At 44.1% G+C, this 15,634-nt stretch carries 13 protein-coding genes; 3 read left to right on the top strand and 10 right to left on the bottom strand.

Annotation, left to right across the window (positions count from 1 at the left end; all coding sequences use genetic code 11):
* Positions 1 to 4: 4 nt before the first annotated feature.
* The 4 genes from rpsJ to nox all read right to left on the bottom strand — a co-directional run bounded on the left by rpsJ (position 5) and on the right by nox (position 4,602).
* Positions 5 to 313, bottom strand: a complete 309-nt coding sequence (gene rpsJ, locus HMPREF9708_RS04300; RefSeq protein ID WP_006308962.1) for a 30S ribosomal protein S10 — start codon at positions 311 to 313, stop codon at positions 5 to 7.
* 543 nt (positions 314 to 856) lie between these two features.
* Complete coding sequence (locus HMPREF9708_RS04295; RefSeq protein ID WP_006308960.1) at positions 857 to 1,981, bottom strand: glycosyltransferase family 4 protein; 1,125 nt, start codon at positions 1,979 to 1,981, stop codon at positions 857 to 859.
* A gap of 4 nt (positions 1,982 to 1,985) precedes the next feature.
* Positions 1,986 to 3,137, bottom strand: a complete 1,152-nt coding sequence (locus HMPREF9708_RS04290; protein WP_006308958.1) for an NAD-dependent epimerase/dehydratase family protein — start codon at positions 3,135 to 3,137, stop codon at positions 1,986 to 1,988.
* 124 nt (positions 3,138 to 3,261) lie between these two features.
* Positions 3,262 to 4,602, bottom strand: a complete 1,341-nt coding sequence (nox, locus tag HMPREF9708_RS04285) for a H2O-forming NADH oxidase (RefSeq protein WP_006308956.1) — start codon at positions 4,600 to 4,602, stop codon at positions 3,262 to 3,264.
* A gap of 260 nt (positions 4,603 to 4,862) precedes the next feature.
* On the opposite strand from nox, the gene ppdK reads away from it, so the two are divergent.
* The 3 genes from ppdK to HMPREF9708_RS04270 are packed head-to-tail and all read left to right on the top strand — an operon-like array spanning position 4,863 to position 8,945.
* The gene (gene ppdK, locus HMPREF9708_RS04280; protein ID WP_006308954.1) at positions 4,863 to 7,487 is read left to right on the top strand and encodes a pyruvate, phosphate dikinase; all 2,625 of its coding nucleotides are present in this window, start codon (positions 4,863 to 4,865) and stop codon (positions 7,485 to 7,487) included.
* 20 nt (positions 7,488 to 7,507) lie between these two features.
* Positions 7,508 to 8,131, top strand: coding sequence for a helix-turn-helix transcriptional regulator (locus HMPREF9708_RS04275; RefSeq protein WP_006308952.1), 624 nt, complete (start codon positions 7,508 to 7,510; stop codon positions 8,129 to 8,131).
* Positions 8,124 to 8,945 carry a pyruvate, water dikinase regulatory protein gene (locus tag HMPREF9708_RS04270; protein WP_006308950.1) on the top strand — a complete coding sequence of 274 codons (822 nt, stop codon included), beginning with the start codon at positions 8,124 to 8,126 and terminating at the stop codon, positions 8,943 to 8,945. Before HMPREF9708_RS04275 ends, HMPREF9708_RS04270 begins: the two co-directional genes overlap by 8 nt.
* Positions 8,946 to 9,091: 146 nt before the next feature.
* Here HMPREF9708_RS04270 and HMPREF9708_RS04265 read toward each other — a convergent pair whose 3' ends face one another.
* From HMPREF9708_RS04265 to HMPREF9708_RS07905, 6 genes are all read right to left on the bottom strand, one after another.
* Complete coding sequence (locus tag HMPREF9708_RS04265) at positions 9,092 to 10,318, bottom strand: mechanosensitive ion channel (RefSeq protein WP_006308948.1); 1,227 nt, start codon at positions 10,316 to 10,318, stop codon at positions 9,092 to 9,094.
* Between the two features lie 161 nt (positions 10,319 to 10,479).
* Entirely contained in the window at positions 10,480 to 11,667 is a 1,188-nt protein-coding gene (gene tuf / locus HMPREF9708_RS04260; protein ID WP_006308947.1) for an elongation factor Tu, read from the bottom strand.
* A 148-nt stretch (positions 11,668 to 11,815) separates the two neighbouring features.
* Positions 11,816 to 13,906 (bottom strand): elongation factor G, encoded by a 2,091-nt coding sequence (fusA, locus tag HMPREF9708_RS04255; RefSeq protein ID WP_006308946.1) that lies wholly within the window; start codon positions 13,904 to 13,906, stop codon positions 11,816 to 11,818.
* Between the two features lie 85 nt (positions 13,907 to 13,991).
* Positions 13,992 to 14,462 (bottom strand): 30S ribosomal protein S7, encoded by a 471-nt coding sequence (gene rpsG, locus HMPREF9708_RS04250; RefSeq protein ID WP_006308945.1) that lies wholly within the window; start codon positions 14,460 to 14,462, stop codon positions 13,992 to 13,994.
* Positions 14,463 to 14,502: 40 nt separating this feature from the next.
* A complete protein-coding gene (rpsL, locus tag HMPREF9708_RS04245; RefSeq protein WP_006308944.1) occupies positions 14,503 to 14,913 on the bottom strand; it encodes a 30S ribosomal protein S12 in 411 nt (136 codons plus the stop codon).
* Positions 14,914 to 15,297: 384 nt separating this feature from the next.
* Positions 15,298 to 15,634, bottom strand: a 337-nt coding sequence (locus tag HMPREF9708_RS07905) for an IS30 family transposase (RefSeq protein WP_006308943.1), incomplete at its 5' end; no start/stop codon positions are given.

Below are 15,634 nucleotides of genomic sequence, written 5' to 3'. Positions count from 1 at the left end.
TTTTTTATAATTTAATTTCTACGTCCACACCACTTGGTAAGTCTAACTTCATCAAAGCATCCACTGTTTTAGCAGTTGGATCGATAATATCGATTAGACGTTTGTGTGTCCGCATTTCGAACTGTTCACGTGAATCTTTATATTTGTGAGTCGCACGAATAACTGTATAAACAGACCGATCAGTTGGTAATGGGATTGGTCCTGAAGTTTTCGCCCCTGTTCTCTTTGCTGATTCAACGATCTTAGCTGCTGAAACATCTAAAGCACGATGTTCATAAGCCTTTAAGCGAATTCGAATTTTTTGATTTGCCATTTTTATTTCCTCCTTCGTCAATAGTATCTTTTGACTCGCTCCACAAGAATTTCTGACCAGCCAGCCCTTGGCAACTCGGCCTAGCGTGTCACAACCTCCCGCTTCATTGCTGTCCGCCCCCTTATGAGGCTTAGCTGTGCTCGGATTTATTTAAATCCACAATAAACACAACGAGTATTATACTGCAGAACAGCCCCGATTGCAAGGCTATATTCTGCTTTTTTCTGATTTTGTCAAAAATAAGAAGATCATGCCTCTCTGTCAAAAAGTCTAAAGGTCCTTTCCACCTTTCTTTTTTTATTGAATGATGAATGAGGGTAAGTCTCTCTAAGAAGGCAAGGCTAATGCCTAATTAAAGAATATCGCCCTCCAAAGACAAACTTTTCAATCTGGTTACACATGCGTCGAGACAAAGAATGAATTATTAGGATACATTGATTCATTATAATCGTCTATGAGGTGTTCTTTGATGCTATATAGATGCTATATAATAGATAGAATCGAATCAAAGAAGACCCAACCGAGCCTTTCTCGGATGGGTCTTTATTGGTAAACTCTTCGAATGGTTTCCTGGTAAGCTGCTTCCAGAGCCTGTGAGGCATGCTCCCAGGAGAAGCCTTCTGCATACTGCCGACCGGATTTTATAAGCGTTTCAACCAAGACTGCATCATCTAATTGATCAATCGCTCGGTCTAAGGACCCTATATCTTCCGTCTGATAAATAAGGCCTGTACGCTCATGCCTTACCTGCTCCAGAGTCGGTTCCGATTCCGCAGCAATGACTGGAATACCCGAGGCCATGGCCTCGGTGATGACCAGACCGAGGGTTTCACTGCGTGACGGAAAGATAAAGGCATCCGCACTGGCATAAGCTTGGGAGAGCGTTTCTCCGTGGAGAAAGCCCGTGAAGACTGTCGGCGTGCCTGCAAAGACGGTTTCAAGATGCTTCCTAGCTGGCCCATCGCCTACAATCGCCAAACAAATATCTTGCCGCCGGTCAAAAAGTGACCGCAGTGAATCAATTTCTTTCTCATGCGCCAGTCGGCCAACAAAGAGGAGTAATTTTTTGTCGCGGGCTTCCCCCATTAGAGTCTGCCGCATTTGGCTTGAGTAGAAATGAGGATGGCGGTCTTCAATCGCGACTCCTTTGGGTAGAATGGCTAAATCATGAATCCCATGCTGGTCCAAGAGGTCATACATGGCTTGGCTCGTTACCAGATTTAAACTGGCTTGGTTATGGAGGTGGCGAAGATACCGCCACAAGACAGGCTTAACAAAACTGAGGTGGTAGCGATCCGCATAATCCGGTAGGTTGGTGTGAAAGCTAGCAATCAGTGGGATCTTTAACCGCTTGGCATAGTGGACCCCCGCTGCCGTCAAGGAGGCGGGATTCACCGCGTGAACAAGATCCGGCTGAAAATCCGCCAGCCATTGCTTGATCCTGGGATCAGGCAGCGCCCATGGACGCTCCTTGTATAGAAAGAAGGTAAATGTCCGTGCCCCTTGGATTGCCACTTGGTGGTCACTTTGAGGTAAACCTGGAATCGCTGGCGCAATGACTAAGACTTGGTGTCCCTGCTTACTCAGATAGTCTACCGCTCGCGTCAACCGGGTCACAATTCCATCGGTTGAAGGAAGGTAGGTCTCCGTTATAATGGCAATTCGCATGCCATTACTTCCATTGAGGGGAATTCATAACATTGGCAGGTTTAATCCGATCTTTATTATCAAGCGCTAATTGTAAGACATCGGCAATGACTTCATCAGTTAAGAAGTGTTCCTTCAAACCAAGGTCTTTTAAGGCTGTATAAACCGCATTGAAATAATGTTCTTCCTGCTCTGCACGTGGATTAGGGAAGTGCTCAATCACAGCTTCCAGTCCAAAACGGTCTTTCGCGACTTTTTGTACACGTTCCGCTAATTCATTCACCGAGAAGGACTCTGTACATTGATTATAAATCTTAAACTCGCCGCGCTCTGCCGGGTTGTTGGCCGCCAATTCAATACAGCGAACCGTATCATCAATATTAATGAAGCCTCGAGTTTGTCCACCTTTACCGTAAACAGATAAGGGGAGACCATTAGCCGCCTGGATAATAAAGCGGTTAAGAACCGTTCCATAAATACCATCATAGTCAAACCGGTTATAGAGGATAGGATCCATGCGGGTCTCAGCAGTATTGACGTTGTAAACAACCCCTTGGTTGAGGTCTGTGGCCCGAATACCCCAAGACCGAACAACAAATTCAATATTGTGGGAATCATGGACCTTGGATAAGTGGTAGAAAGAACCTGGCTTCTTGGGCATCATGACCGTGTCTTTACGGCCTTTATATTCAATTTCAATCCAACCTTCTTCAACATCAATATTAGGAGTTCCATATTCCCCCATCGTTCCGAGCTTAATCAAGTGGCAATCTGGTGCAAATTCTTTAATCGCATAGAGCACATTGATGTTGCCCAGGACATTATTCGACTGGGTGTAGACCGCATGCTCACGGTCAATCATCGAATAGGGGGCAGACCGCTGCTCACCAAAGTGGACGAAGGCTTCGGGTTCAACTTCTTTAAATACCTTAGTTAAAAAGGCATAATCATTGAGATCGCCTTCATAAAATGTAATCTCACGGCCTGTCAGTTCTTGCCATTTAGCAATCCGGTCCGGCAGAGGGGCAATCTCGGTAAGTGAATTCGAGTCTAATTCCTCATCAATTTCACGCCGCACTAAATTATCAACAATCGTCACCTCATGCCCTTGCTTAGAAAGATATAAGGATGTCGGCCACCCGCAAAAACCATCTCCACCTGCTACTATTATTCTCATTGTCTGTCCTCCAGTTTGGTCTTGTTCTTACGATAACAAAAAGCACCGCATACTATCAGCTTACTCGAAAGTTAGACAATTGTCTAACCTCTTTTCCTGATCAATTGGGTGCTTATTTCAATGTTTATTTCTTTTGGCCAGCTTTTAAGGCTGCCACGGTAATGTAGTTGTACGGCTGATTAAAGTGCGGAAGGAAGAAAGTATCCAACAGAGCCAATTTATCAATTGTTAATTCTTCTTGAATGGCTAGCGAGAACATATGGATAAGCAAGGAGACATCATATTCAGAAGCTAATTGAGCCCCGATAATGCGACGGCTTGCTTTGTCAAAGGTAATCCGTAATTTAACCTTATAATTCTCTGGCATAAAACTTGGGAATTGTGTATCTTCGTGCTCAACATAATCCGCATCAATTCCAGCCGCAGCGGCCGCCTTTTGGGTTAAGCCTGTAGAGACCAGTTTCAAGTCGAAGATATTAATGCCATTGGATCCTTGCACACCTGCACCTTCAACTACATGGCCCGCAAGGTTATGAGCCGCCACAATCCCTGAACGAACGGCATTCGATGCTAAAGCAATGTAATCCGTGCGCTTAAGGGCGTTCGAATAATTGGTTGCACAGTCCCCAATTGCATAGACATCATCATCAGAAGTCTTGAAATGACTGTCAACTAAATAAGCCCCATTCGCAAAGAGTTCAAGGTGGTCTTTACCTAATTCATTATTGGGTCTAAACCCAATACTATTTACGACAATATCCGCTTTATAGCTTCCACCAGTGGTCTTCAAGCCCGTAACCTTACCATTCTCCCCAATATATTCTTCCACCAATTCACCAAAGTGGGTATGAATACCATGGTCTTCAAGGTTAGCATCCATCATTTGGGCAAAATCAGGGTCATAGTAACTTGCTAGCGAAGTCTTCTCCGCATCAAAAATGTGGACATTCTTTCCTCGACGGTGGGCAGCCTCCGCGATTTCAACGCCAATGTAGCCTGCACCAATCACACAAACATCCTTCACCTCATCATTCGTTAGGGCCTTGTCGACTGCTTGGCCTTCTTGGAATAACTTAAGGAAGTGCAGACCTTCCAAATCGTGTCCTGGGAACTTAGGTGAGATCGGAAGAGACCCTGTTGCAAGAATCAATTTGTCATAACTTTCTTCAAGTGCTTGACCGTCCTTGGTTTCGGCATATACCATCTTATTTTCGAAATCAACACGCTTTACTTCTGTTTCAATCGAAATACGTGCCCCCTTCTTCTCAAACTCTTCCTTGTTTGTATAGAAGAGACCATGGTAATCATCAATTTGACGACCTACCCATAATGCAGTCCCACAACCTAAGTAGGAAAGATTTGAATTACGCTCTAACATGACAACCTCATGGTCTGGATATTGCTCAAGCAGTGTATTTGCAGCAGCAATTCCAGCGTGGTTTGTTCCAATAATTACAACTTTCATAATACCCTCCAATAATTATTTGTTTCACAATATACCTGATACCAATATTTTACCACGCTGGCCAGTCTAAGGCTATCAATAGACTATTAGCTTTCCTGATAAATCTACTAGATAGAACAACTTGAGAAATAGGGCTATCCGTTCAGCTTTAAGTGCAATTTGCCGCCTAATATTTCTTGAATGTTGTCTTCTATTGACAAGGATTAGCACGCACTATATAATGCGCTTAATGCATCATTTATTAATAGGAGGCCAATCAAATGAAACGAGTGTACGCATTTAACGAAGGCAACTCAGAGATGAAGGATTTATTAGGCGGTAAAGGAGCCAACCTTGCCGAAATGACGCGCCTAGGCTGTCCTGTCCCCCAAGGATTTACCGTGACAACCAAGGCCTGCTTAGAATATCTTCAGGATGGAGACAATTTGTCTCACGACCTCATCCAAGAAATCAACCAGGCCATTGAACAATTAGAGGATCAAACCCAGAAAAAGTTTGATGATCCAGAAAAACTCTTACTGGTCTCCGTTCGCTCAGGCGCCAAAATCTCCATGCCAGGGATGATGGATACCATCCTCAACCTTGGCCTCACTGATGAGAATGTGGACAAACTGGCCCAATTAACTCAAGACGAACGATTCGCCTATGACTGCTATCGTCGGTTACTCCAAATGTTTGGTAATGTCGTCTATGAAATCGACATGAGCCTGTTTGAAGGTCAACTTAAACAAATCAAGGACCAGCACCACTTGAATTTTGACCATGAATTAAGTGCAGACCATTTAAAAGAATTAGTTAAAAAATACCAAGCAATCTATACCCAGGAACTAGGACATCCCTTCCCCCAAGACGTTAAAGAACAAATTTATGCGGCCGTACGAGCTGTCTTCAAATCTTGGAACAATAAACGTGCCATTGTCTATCGCCGCTTGAATAATGTCCCGGATGATCTGGGAACAGCGGTCAATATTCAGGAAATGGTTTTTGGTAACCGAGGCGAAACTAGTGGAACAGGGGTCCTCTTTACTCGCAACCCAGCTAATGGCCAAAAGGAACTCTACGGAGAATATCTGACTAATGCCCAAGGGGAAGATGTGGTAGCCGGAATCCGAACCCCCATGTCGATCACCCGGCTTAAGGATCAATTCCCTGAGATCTATCAAGAAATCTTGGACTTGACTAGCCAGCTTGAAAGCCACTATCATGACATGCAAGATATTGAGTTCACGATCGAAGAAGGCAAACTCTTCCTCTTACAAACACGCAACGGTAAACGGACGGCCCAAGCCGCTGTTAAGGTTGCCTGCGACCTCGTTGAAGAAGGCATTCTCACACCCAAACAGGCGCTGCTTACAATTCAACCCGAATCGCTCCATACCCTCTTACACCCAGCCTTTGACCAAGCAGCTCTTAAATCGGCTCCCTTGATCTCAAAAATGGGGCTCCCAGCGAGTCCTGGTGCAGCGACTGGGCAAGTCGTCTTCGATGCTGAAACCGCTAAGGCCTGGACCGATGAAGGGAAAGATGTGATTCTCGTCCGCCATGAAACTTCACCTGAAGACATTGTTGGCATGAACTCCGCTAAGGCCATTGTCACTAGCCAAGGGGGCATGACCTCCCACGCAGCTGTCGTTGCTAGAGGGATGGGCAAGTGCTGTGTGTCGGGTTGTAGCGAGCTTGATATTAACGAAGACAAACGGGTAGTCACCTATCCAGGCGGAAGTCTCCATGAAGGAGACATTATGTCAGTGGATGGTTCAACCGGTACCCTCTATGTGGGAGAAATCCCAACCGTAGCCAGTGCAGCGAATGAATATTTCGACCAAGTGATGGAATGGTCAAGAGAATTTGCCCAATTAAAGATTCGGATGAATGCCGAAACAGCCACCGATATCCAAAACGGTCTTGAATTTAAGGCTTCCGGTATTGGCCTCGTACGTACCGAGCATATGTTCTTTGAGGCAGAGCGCTTAATCGCAATCCGTCAGTTCTTATTAGCCCAAACTGCATCTGATCGGGAAGAAGCCTTGGCCCATATTAAACAGTTCCAAACAGATGATTTCACCAACATCTTTAAACTAATGGATAACAAACCAGTGGTTGTGCGTTTATTAGATGCCCCGTTACATGAATTTCTACCCCATACTGAGGCCGAAATCAAACAAGTGGCGCAAGAATTAAACTTGCCCTTTGACCAAGTGAGCGACCGCATCCACATGACCAAGGAAATAAACCCCATGATGGGCCACCGTGCTTGTCGGATGGGTATTACCTACCCCGGACTCTACCTCATGCAAGCAGAAGCAGTGATTCAAGCAGCCCTCGCTGTGCAAGAGCAAGGCGTAAATGTCCAGCCAGAAATTATGATCCCTCTTGTCAGCACCAAGAAAGAACTCGCTCAATTGAAAGAAGCCATTAAAGACCACCTAGACAAGGTTTTACAAGAAGTGGGTGCTGAATTAACCTATACCATTGGCGCCATGGTTGAAACCCCTCGAGCTTGTCTGGTCGCTGACCAATTGGCTGAAGAGGCGGAGTTCTTCTCCTTTGGTACCAACGACCTAACACAGCTCAGCTTTGGTTACTCACGGGATGATGCCGGTAAATTCTTAAACGCCTATTTAGAGGAAGGGATCCTCAAGGACGACCCATTCCAAACAATTGATTTGGACGCTGTCAAAGAATTAGTAGCTATTGCGACGGAGAGGGGTCGAAAGACTCAATCCAATCTAAAAGTGGGCGTGTGCGGTGAATTGGGTGGTGACCCCCGCTCCATTAAGGTCTTCCACCAAATCGGCTTAGACTATGTCTCTTGCTCACCTTACCGTGTCCCAATTGCTCAATTAGCAGCCGCACAAAGTGCGATCCAAGATGAACTAGTTTAATATAATCAAGGAGGGGTAGAATGAAACTTTCCGCCCGACAAAAGGAAATCATCGCCATCGTCAAAGACCACGAACCAATTTCAGGGGGTGAAATTGCCAAAAAATTGGGCCTCACCCGTTCCACCCTGAGAAGTGACTTTGCTATTCTCACCATGACGGGCATCCTGGATGCTCGTCCCCGTGTGGGCTATATCTATTCTGGCTTAACAGAAAAATCACTCCTGGATGAAGCCTTTCATGAGTACCAAGTCAAAGACATCATGATTCAAGCGGTGACTGTCCCTGCTACTACTACCGTTCAGGATGGCATTACCCATCTTTTCATGTATGATGTTGGTTCTTTATATGTGGTGGATGACGACCTCAAGACCTTAATTGGACTGGTATCTCGCAAGGACCTCTTGCGCTCAGCCATTGGCCAAAAGATGGATACCCCATTAGCCATCATCATGACCCGCATGCCCAATATTATTGTGGCCCAAAGCGAACAGACCATCCTAGCTGCCGCCCGTTTGATTGCGCAACACCAGATAGACTCTTTACCCGTCGTGACACCTAATTTTGAAATTCTTGGCAAAATTTCCAAGACGAATATCGTAAATCTTCTTGCTGAACTTAGCCAATTGGAGGACTCTTATGACTAACTTTTCAAAGAAATTTTACCTGATTTCAGATTCGGTCGGTGAAACGGCCCTCAAGGCAACCAATGCAGCCCTAGCCCAATACCCTCAATTAACAGGGATTACCATGAAGCGTTTCCCTTTCATTAATAGTCTAGATGAACTGAAGACGATTTTGGAAGAAGCCAATAAGGTAAAAGCTGTGATCATAACGACTTTAGTTAATGAGCAACTGGATGAATATGCCTCTTCCTTTGCTAAAGACCACCAGCTAGCCTACCATAATGTGGTGGAACCCATCCTATCGATTATTAGCAACCAAACCTCCCTGGCTCCTAGTGAGCAAGCTGGAGCCCTTCACCGGTTGGATGACCACTATTTCGACCGCATTCAAGCCATCGAATTTGCTGTTAAGTATGACGATGGTAAGAATCGTAAAGGTTTTGCGCTGGCCGACATCATTCTCTTAGGTGTCTCTCGCTCTTCTAAGACCCCCTTAAGCATGTACCTGGCCAACAAGTCTTATAAAGTCGCAAACTTGCCGATCTTCCCAGAAGTCCATGTGCCACAAGAGATCTACGATGCTGATCCTCGTCGAGTCTTTGGCCTCATCGCTTCCCCACTCTATATCCAGAATATCCGTAAAAAAAGAGTGGAGCTGATGGGACTAGGTGATTCTGCTAGCTATTCCTCTTTAGAACGAGTTAAAGAAGAATTAATGTTTGCGGATGATCTTTACCACCAACTAGGTGCTAGTGTCATCCATATCGAAAATCAGTCGATTGAAGAATTATCTGAACAGATTATCAGCCAATACAATAAGCTTTTAGCTGAATAAAAAAGACCGCCTCACACTGAACGGTCCCTGTCGACTTGACAGAGACTCGCTCAGGTGTGAGCGGTCTTTTTTGATGACTCGATGTCAGATAGAGTTGAAGGAAGCCTTGTCTTCCTTCTCCCTATCATTGATCGAATCCATTATTCTTATAGACTTGCTGGTGGATCTTGATGGTCCTTTTCTTCTTCTTGCTCAAGTGCCTGCTCTAAGTTAGAAAGTTGCTTAGCGGCAAAATCTTTCCCACCTAGTCCGACAGCTAGAACGAAAGCGAAAGCAAGCGCCCCCAGGATAATGATGAAGGCAGCATTCACAATAGTTGGAGCGAACTTCAACTGGTCAAGTGTCATGAAGATTGAAAGGACGATAATCGCATAGCGAACAAATTCACCGAAGACCTTGCTTCCTGATACTTCCTTAAGGAAGCTGGCTAGAATATTACCTCCAATCACTCCAACTGCCAAGATCAAAGCTGCTGAAATGGCATCTGGAATATAGGCAATAATAGAAGTCCCGACGCGATTCAATACTTCTAGGTTTAATACGGAGACAGCTTCAACGATGAAGAAGATCATTAATAAGGCACGAGTCACTTGCGCAATGACCGTTGAGATCTCAATCGTAATTTCACCTTTGAAGTTCAGGTATTTGGAATACTTATCCACACCTGAGGTCTTCAAGAGGCCTTCTAACAAGTCACCAAGTAACTTAGCAATGAAGCCACCCACTAGAACAAGAATCACAGCTACCAAAATATTCGGAATCGCACTCATAATGCTATTGAGTACCCCAACAATCGGTTCTGAGATGGTCTTAATTCCAAGAACTTCAAGTGCAACTGTTAGGATTGGGATGAAGATCAGGATATAGACAATCGTCGCCAAAACTTCTGCTAATTTTGTTTCATCGATAGTGCTAGCGTCCCCTTCATGTCCCGTTAACTTACGATACCAACGGTCAACATTGAAGCCTTCTAATAAGTTTTGTACTAACTGTTTGATAAACTTACAGAAGAGGTTGCCAACAAACAAGATTAATACCGCTGCAATAATATTCGGCACAAAGGCGAAGAACTTCGCGAACATATTGGAAATCGGATCCACTACTCCTGCTAACCCTAAACCATTCAAGATAAAGGGAACAAAGAAGAGTACAATAATGAAATAAACCAATGTTCCGATTGTTTCAAGGAAAGTCATTGATTCCTCATCAGTCTTAGACAAGCCCCATTTTTGCAATTTCAAATCAAAATCAATTGCTTCTAAGCCCTTAATCACATACTTCTTAGCGAAGTAAGCTAAAATCAAAGCCACAATCAGCAATAAGACTGAGCCGACCATACTGGGGACTGCTCCTAGAAAATTATTAAAATCCATACAATTCCTCCTTAAATCATTGATTGATAGCATAAGTATATCATTATTTAGGATGACTCACCATCAATATGCTGGGCCATGAATCGATCTGATTACATAACCTTCAGAACAAAGCAAAAAAGCGTCTTGCCTAGGCAAAACGCTTTTGTTTGATGGCTTAATTAAGCGATGATTTCAGATACAGTACCCGCACCTACCGTACGTCCACCTTCACGGATAGAGAAGCGAGTTCCTTCTTCGATCGCGATTGGGTGAATCAATTCAACGGTCATTGATACGTTATCACCAGGCATTACCATTTCTGTACCTTCTGGTAAGTTTACAACACCGGTAACGTCTGTTGTACGGAAGTAGAATTGTGGGCGGTAGTTAGAGAAGAATGGTGTATGACGTCCACCTTCTTCTTTAGAAAGGACATAGACTTCAGCCTTGAATTGAGTATGTGGTGTAATGGATCCAGGAGCTGCTAATACTTGTCCACGTTCGATATCTTCACGAGTAACCCCACGAAGTAAAGCCCCGATGTTATCTCCAGCTTCCGCATAGTCTAACATCTTACGGAACATTTCAACACCTGTTACAGTGGTCTTCTTAGTTTCTTCCGCAATACCTACGATTTCAACTTCATCCCCAACGCGAACTTGTCCACGTTCAACACGACCAGTTGCAACTGTACCACGACCAGTGATTGAGAACACGTCTTCGACTGGCATCATGAATGGCTTGTCAGTTTCACGTTCTGGTTCTGGAATATATTCGTCAACTGCTGCCATTAATTCTAGGATCTTCGCTTCATGGTCTGCATCGCCTTCTAAAGCCTTCAATGCAGAACCAGCGATTACTGGAATATCGTCTCCTGGATAGTCGTATTCTGATAACATTTCACGAACTTCCATTTCAACTAATTCTAATAATTCTTCATCGTCCACTTGGTCAGTCTTGTTTAAGAAGACTACGAAGTATGGAACCCCTACTTGACGTGATAACAAGATGTGTTCACGTGTTTGAGGCATTGGACCATCTGCTGCAGATACTACTAAGATCGCACCGTCCATTTGAGCAGCACCAGTGATCATGTTCTTAACGTAGTCCGCGTGCCCTGGCGCGTCAATATGTGCGTAGTGACGGTTTGCTGTTTCATACTCGATATGAGAAGTATTGATGGTGATTCCACGTTCTCTTTCTTCTGGAGCGTTATCGATAGAAGCGTAGTCTTTCGCTTCACCGAAACCGTTCTTAGCTAAGGTCGTTGCAATCGCTGCAGATAAAGTTGTTTTACCATGGTCAACGTGACCTAAAGTCCCAATGTTAACGTGTGGTTTCGTACGTTCGTATTTTTCTTTTGCCATGTGAGTAAATCCCCCTAATAATTAAAGTTTGTTTATAGATTAGTCATCTATCAATAAGTATTATACCGACATACAGGAATAAATTCAATGACTTCCCGCATATTCAGTGCGTTCTAGTTTGATCTTGGTCCTTTCGCCTGAAGAAGAATTATTCTTCAGAAGATCCACCATATTTCTTGATGATGTCTTCAGCGATTGACTTAGGCACATCTTCATAGTGATCAAACTGCATTGTAAAGGTTCCGCGTCCTTGTGTTGAAGAACGTAAGGTTGTCGCATAACCGAACATTTCAGATAATGGAATGAGTGACTTAATGATCGTTGCATTTCCACGTGAAGTTGTTCCTTCGATCCGTCCACGACGTGAGTTGACATGTCCCATAACATCTCCAAGATATTCTTCAGGAACTGTAACTTCAACCGCCATCATTGGCTCTAGAATTGAAGGTTGTGCCTTCTTCGCTGCTGCCTTCAAGGCCATTGAAGCAGCTACCTTATAGGCAGTTTCAGAAGAGTCGACATCGTGGTAGGATCCATCATACAATTTCGCCTTGATATCCACTAATGGGAAGCCTGCAAGCACACCGTTTTCCATCGCGTCTTTAAGACCGGCTTCAACAGCTGGAATATATTCACGAGGAACTACCCCACCGACAATCGCATTCTCAAATTCGAAGCCTGCTCCTTCTTCGTTTGGTGTGAATTCAATCCATACGTGACCGTATTGACCCTTACCACCTGATTGACGAACGAACTTACCTTCAGCTTGAGTCGATGCCCGGAAGGTTTCACGGTAAGATACTTGAGGCGCACCAACGCTTGCAGAAACCTTGAATTCACGCTTCAAACGATCCACGATGATGTCCAAGTGCAACTCACCCATACCTGCAATGATCGTTTGACCTGTTTCGTGGTTGGTTGAAGCTCGGAAGGTTGGATCTTCTTCTGCCAATTTAGATAAGGCAATCCCCATCTTATCTTGGTCTGCTTTTGAGTCAGGCTCAATCGCCACTTCGATAACGGGATCAGGGAATTCCATCGATTCAAGAATAACTAATTGGTCTGGTGAACATAAAGTGTCTCCAGTACCGGTATTCTTCAAGCCGACAGCCGCTGCAATATCCCCAGAGAATACTTCTGGGATTTCAGACCGAGAGTTCGCGTGCATTTGAAGAATACGTCCAACACGTTCACGCGTATCCTTTGTTGCGTTTTGAACATATGAACCTGATTCTAAAGTACCTGAGTAGACACGGAAGAAGGTTAAACGTCCAACGAATGGGTCCGTCATAACCTTGAAGGCCAATGCCGCAAAAGGTTCATTGTCATCCGCATGATGTTCAATTTCTTGGTCAGATCCAGGTTCTGTCCCGACAATTGGCGGAACATCTAGAGGACTAGGTAAGTAGTCAATGACTGCATCAAGTAAGAGCTGAACCCCTTTATTCTTGAAGGCTGTCCCACAGAATACTGGGTACAATTCTACCGCACAGGTTGCCTTACGAATCGCCTTTTTCAAGGTATCTTCGTCAATTTCTTCCCCTTCAAGATAGGCATTCATGATGTCTTCATCATGGTCTGCGACTGCTTCAACTAATGCTGTATAATACTCTTCTGCCTTTTCCTTATACTCTTCTGGGATTTCGGTCTCTTCGATTTCTGTTCCTAAGTCATTCTTGTAGATATATGCTTTCTTATGAACGACATCAACAATCCCGGTAAAGGCATCTTCAGCTCCAATGGGGACTTGCATTGCTACAGCGTTGGCTTGCAAACGATCATGCAGAGTACTTAATGAATACTCAAAGTCTGCACCCATCTTGTCCATCTTATTAACGAAGACAATTCGGGGAACACCATAAGTTGTAGCTTGACGCCAAACAGTTTCTGTTTGAGGTTCAACACCAGATTGTGCATCCAGTAGAGCAACAGCGCCATCCAATACACGTAGTGAACGCTCTACTTCGACCGTAAAGTCCACGTGTCCTGGAGTATCGATAATGTTTACGCGGTGACCCTTCCACTGAGCAGTTGTTGCTGCAGATGTGATGGTGATTCCACGTTCTTGTTCTTGTTCCATCCAGTCCATTTGAGCCCCACCGTCGTGAGTCTCACCGATCTTGTGGATCTTACCTGTATAGTACAAGATACGTTCTGTCGTTGTCGTCTTACCAGCATCAATATGGGCCATGATACCGATGTTACGAGTGTTCTCAAGAGAAAATTCTCTTTTTGCCATCTATATTTACCCCTCTTTCGATTATTTAGTCGATTCCGTCAGCATCACTAGTCCCCAAAACAGACTAGCAATTCTATTATAAATCTTACCAGCGGTAATGTGCAAAGGCTTTGTTTGCTTCTGCCATTTTATGCATGTCTTCACGTTTTCTTACAGACGCACCTGTGTTATTAGCTGCATCCATAATTTCGCGTGCTAGACGTGTTTCCATGGTCTTTTCACCACGTAAACGTGAGTAGCTGACTAACCAACGAATCGCTAAAGTATAACGACGCTCTGGTCGAACCTCAACAGGAACTTGATAGTTAGAACCCCCTACACGACGAGCTTTTACTTCTAATAATGGCATGATGTTTTCGATTGCTTGTTCAAAAACTTCCATTGGATCTTGACCAGTTTGTTCACGGACAATATCAAAGGCACCATATAAAATTTGTGATGCTTTTCCACGCTTTCCATCAATCATCAAACGGTTAATGGTACGTGTGACTAATTTTGAATTATAAATTGGATCCGGCAATACTTCACGCTTGGGAATATTTCCTTTACGAGTCATCCAAACTCCTCCTTTCGATTACTTGTTAGTTTTCATGAATTTATTTAGGTTTCTTAGTTCCGTATTTAGAACGGCCTTGTTTACGGTCATTTACACCCGCTGTATCGAGTGCTCCACGAACGATGTGGTAACGCACCCCTGGCAAGTCCTTAACCCGGCCGCCACGAATCAGTACCACACTGTGTTCTTGTAGGTTGTGACCTTCACCTGGGATATAGGCTGTCACTTCCATCAGGTTAGACAAGCGAACACGGGCATACTTACGCAAAGCAGAGTTTGGTTTCTTAGGTGTCATGGTCCCCACACGCGTGCAGACTCCCCGTTTTTGTGGAGACATGGTCGTGGTATTAGAACGCTTGAAACTGTTATAACCAACGTTTAAAGCTGGTGACTTAGATTTTTCTACTTTTGACTTACGTGGTTTGTTAATCAACTGATTAATTGTAGGCATCAAAAGTCCTCCTTTCATCTTCTAATCTTTGTCCACACATCCAAGTGTGTCATTTTATATAATAAAATTATCGCAGGTTCTCGACCAAGAGCTTCTGCGTTAATAAGGTGGTTCTATAGCAGTCAGCACGACTGAATATCAGGAATCTGTCAATAAAAACACCTTAACCATCTTAACATGTGTTACTTAGGGCGTCAATTACTTATTTAGAGATTTTATTAATTCGTAAATTTCAAGTATAAGTTAGCCACCTGGTTAACGTTCTATCTAAAGTTCTTCCATTCTTTTAGTGACGGCTTGACAATGAGCTGAGGCATGGTAGTTTGGCTCACAGGTTATGAGTCAACCCCCTAACACGAAAACCATGCCGAGGGAGGCTCGTTGTCAAGCCGGAACGAGTGCTAGAGATCGTCTTTCTTTATGTAGACAGCGTACAAAGACTTCATAAGGGGTCCCATAGTCTAAAATTTTGCGCGGATAGTTGTTCATCCATTGTTGGATTCGGAGACAATCCGCTTCTGTTATATCTTTCATTGATGTTTCTTTGGGTAAGAAGCGTCGAATGAATCCATGTTGATTTTCACTGGTCCCTCTTTCCCAAGAAGCATAAGGATGGGCAAAGTAGACCGCTATTTGTTCAGCCACCGCTTGACTTAACATCGCAAACTCTAAGCCATTATCAGCAGTCATACTCTTGAAGAGTAACGATAAATGATCGCCT

The organism is Facklamia languida CCUG 37842 (assembly GCF_000245795.1).
Classification (GTDB): domain Bacteria; phylum Bacillota; class Bacilli; order Lactobacillales; family Aerococcaceae; genus Facklamia; species Facklamia languida.
Note: the sequence above shows the minus strand (reverse complement) of the source record. Positions and strands in the feature narration are given on the sequence as shown.

What these genes read in the sequence shown, in the direction of transcription:
- HMPREF9708_RS04265 (WP_006308948.1), bottom strand. Translation starts at nt 10,318, where the DNA reads ATGGATTTTAATAATTTTCTAGGAGCAGTCCCCAGTATGGTCGGCTCA.
- ppdK (WP_006308954.1), top strand. Translation starts at nt 4,863, where the DNA reads ATGAAACGAGTGTACGCATTTAACGAAGGCAACTCAGAGATGAAGGAT.
- HMPREF9708_RS04295 (WP_006308960.1), bottom strand. Translation starts at nt 1,981, where the DNA reads ATGCGAATTGCCATTATAACGGAGACCTACCTTCCTTCAACCGATGGA.
- HMPREF9708_RS04270 (WP_006308950.1), top strand. Translation starts at nt 8,124, where the DNA reads ATGACTAACTTTTCAAAGAAATTTTACCTGATTTCAGATTCGGTCGGT.
- nox (WP_006308956.1), bottom strand. Translation starts at nt 4,602, where the DNA reads ATGAAAGTTGTAATTATTGGAACAAACCACGCTGGAATTGCTGCTGCA.
- rpsJ (WP_006308962.1), bottom strand. Translation starts at nt 313, where the DNA reads ATGGCAAATCAAAAAATTCGAATTCGCTTAAAGGCTTATGAACATCGT.
- rpsL (WP_006308944.1), bottom strand. Translation starts at nt 14,913, where the DNA reads ATGCCTACAATTAATCAGTTGATTAACAAACCACGTAAGTCAAAAGTA.
- HMPREF9708_RS04290 (WP_006308958.1), bottom strand. Translation starts at nt 3,137, where the DNA reads ATGAGAATAATAGTAGCAGGTGGAGATGGTTTTTGCGGGTGGCCGACA.
- fusA (WP_006308946.1), bottom strand. Translation starts at nt 13,906, where the DNA reads ATGGCAAAAAGAGAATTTTCTCTTGAGAACACTCGTAACATCGGTATC.
- rpsG (WP_006308945.1), bottom strand. Translation starts at nt 14,462, where the DNA reads ATGACTCGTAAAGGAAATATTCCCAAGCGTGAAGTATTGCCGGATCCA.
- tuf (WP_006308947.1), bottom strand. Translation starts at nt 11,667, where the DNA reads ATGGCAAAAGAAAAATACGAACGTACGAAACCACACGTTAACATTGGG.
- HMPREF9708_RS04275 (WP_006308952.1), top strand. Translation starts at nt 7,508, where the DNA reads ATGAAACTTTCCGCCCGACAAAAGGAAATCATCGCCATCGTCAAAGAC.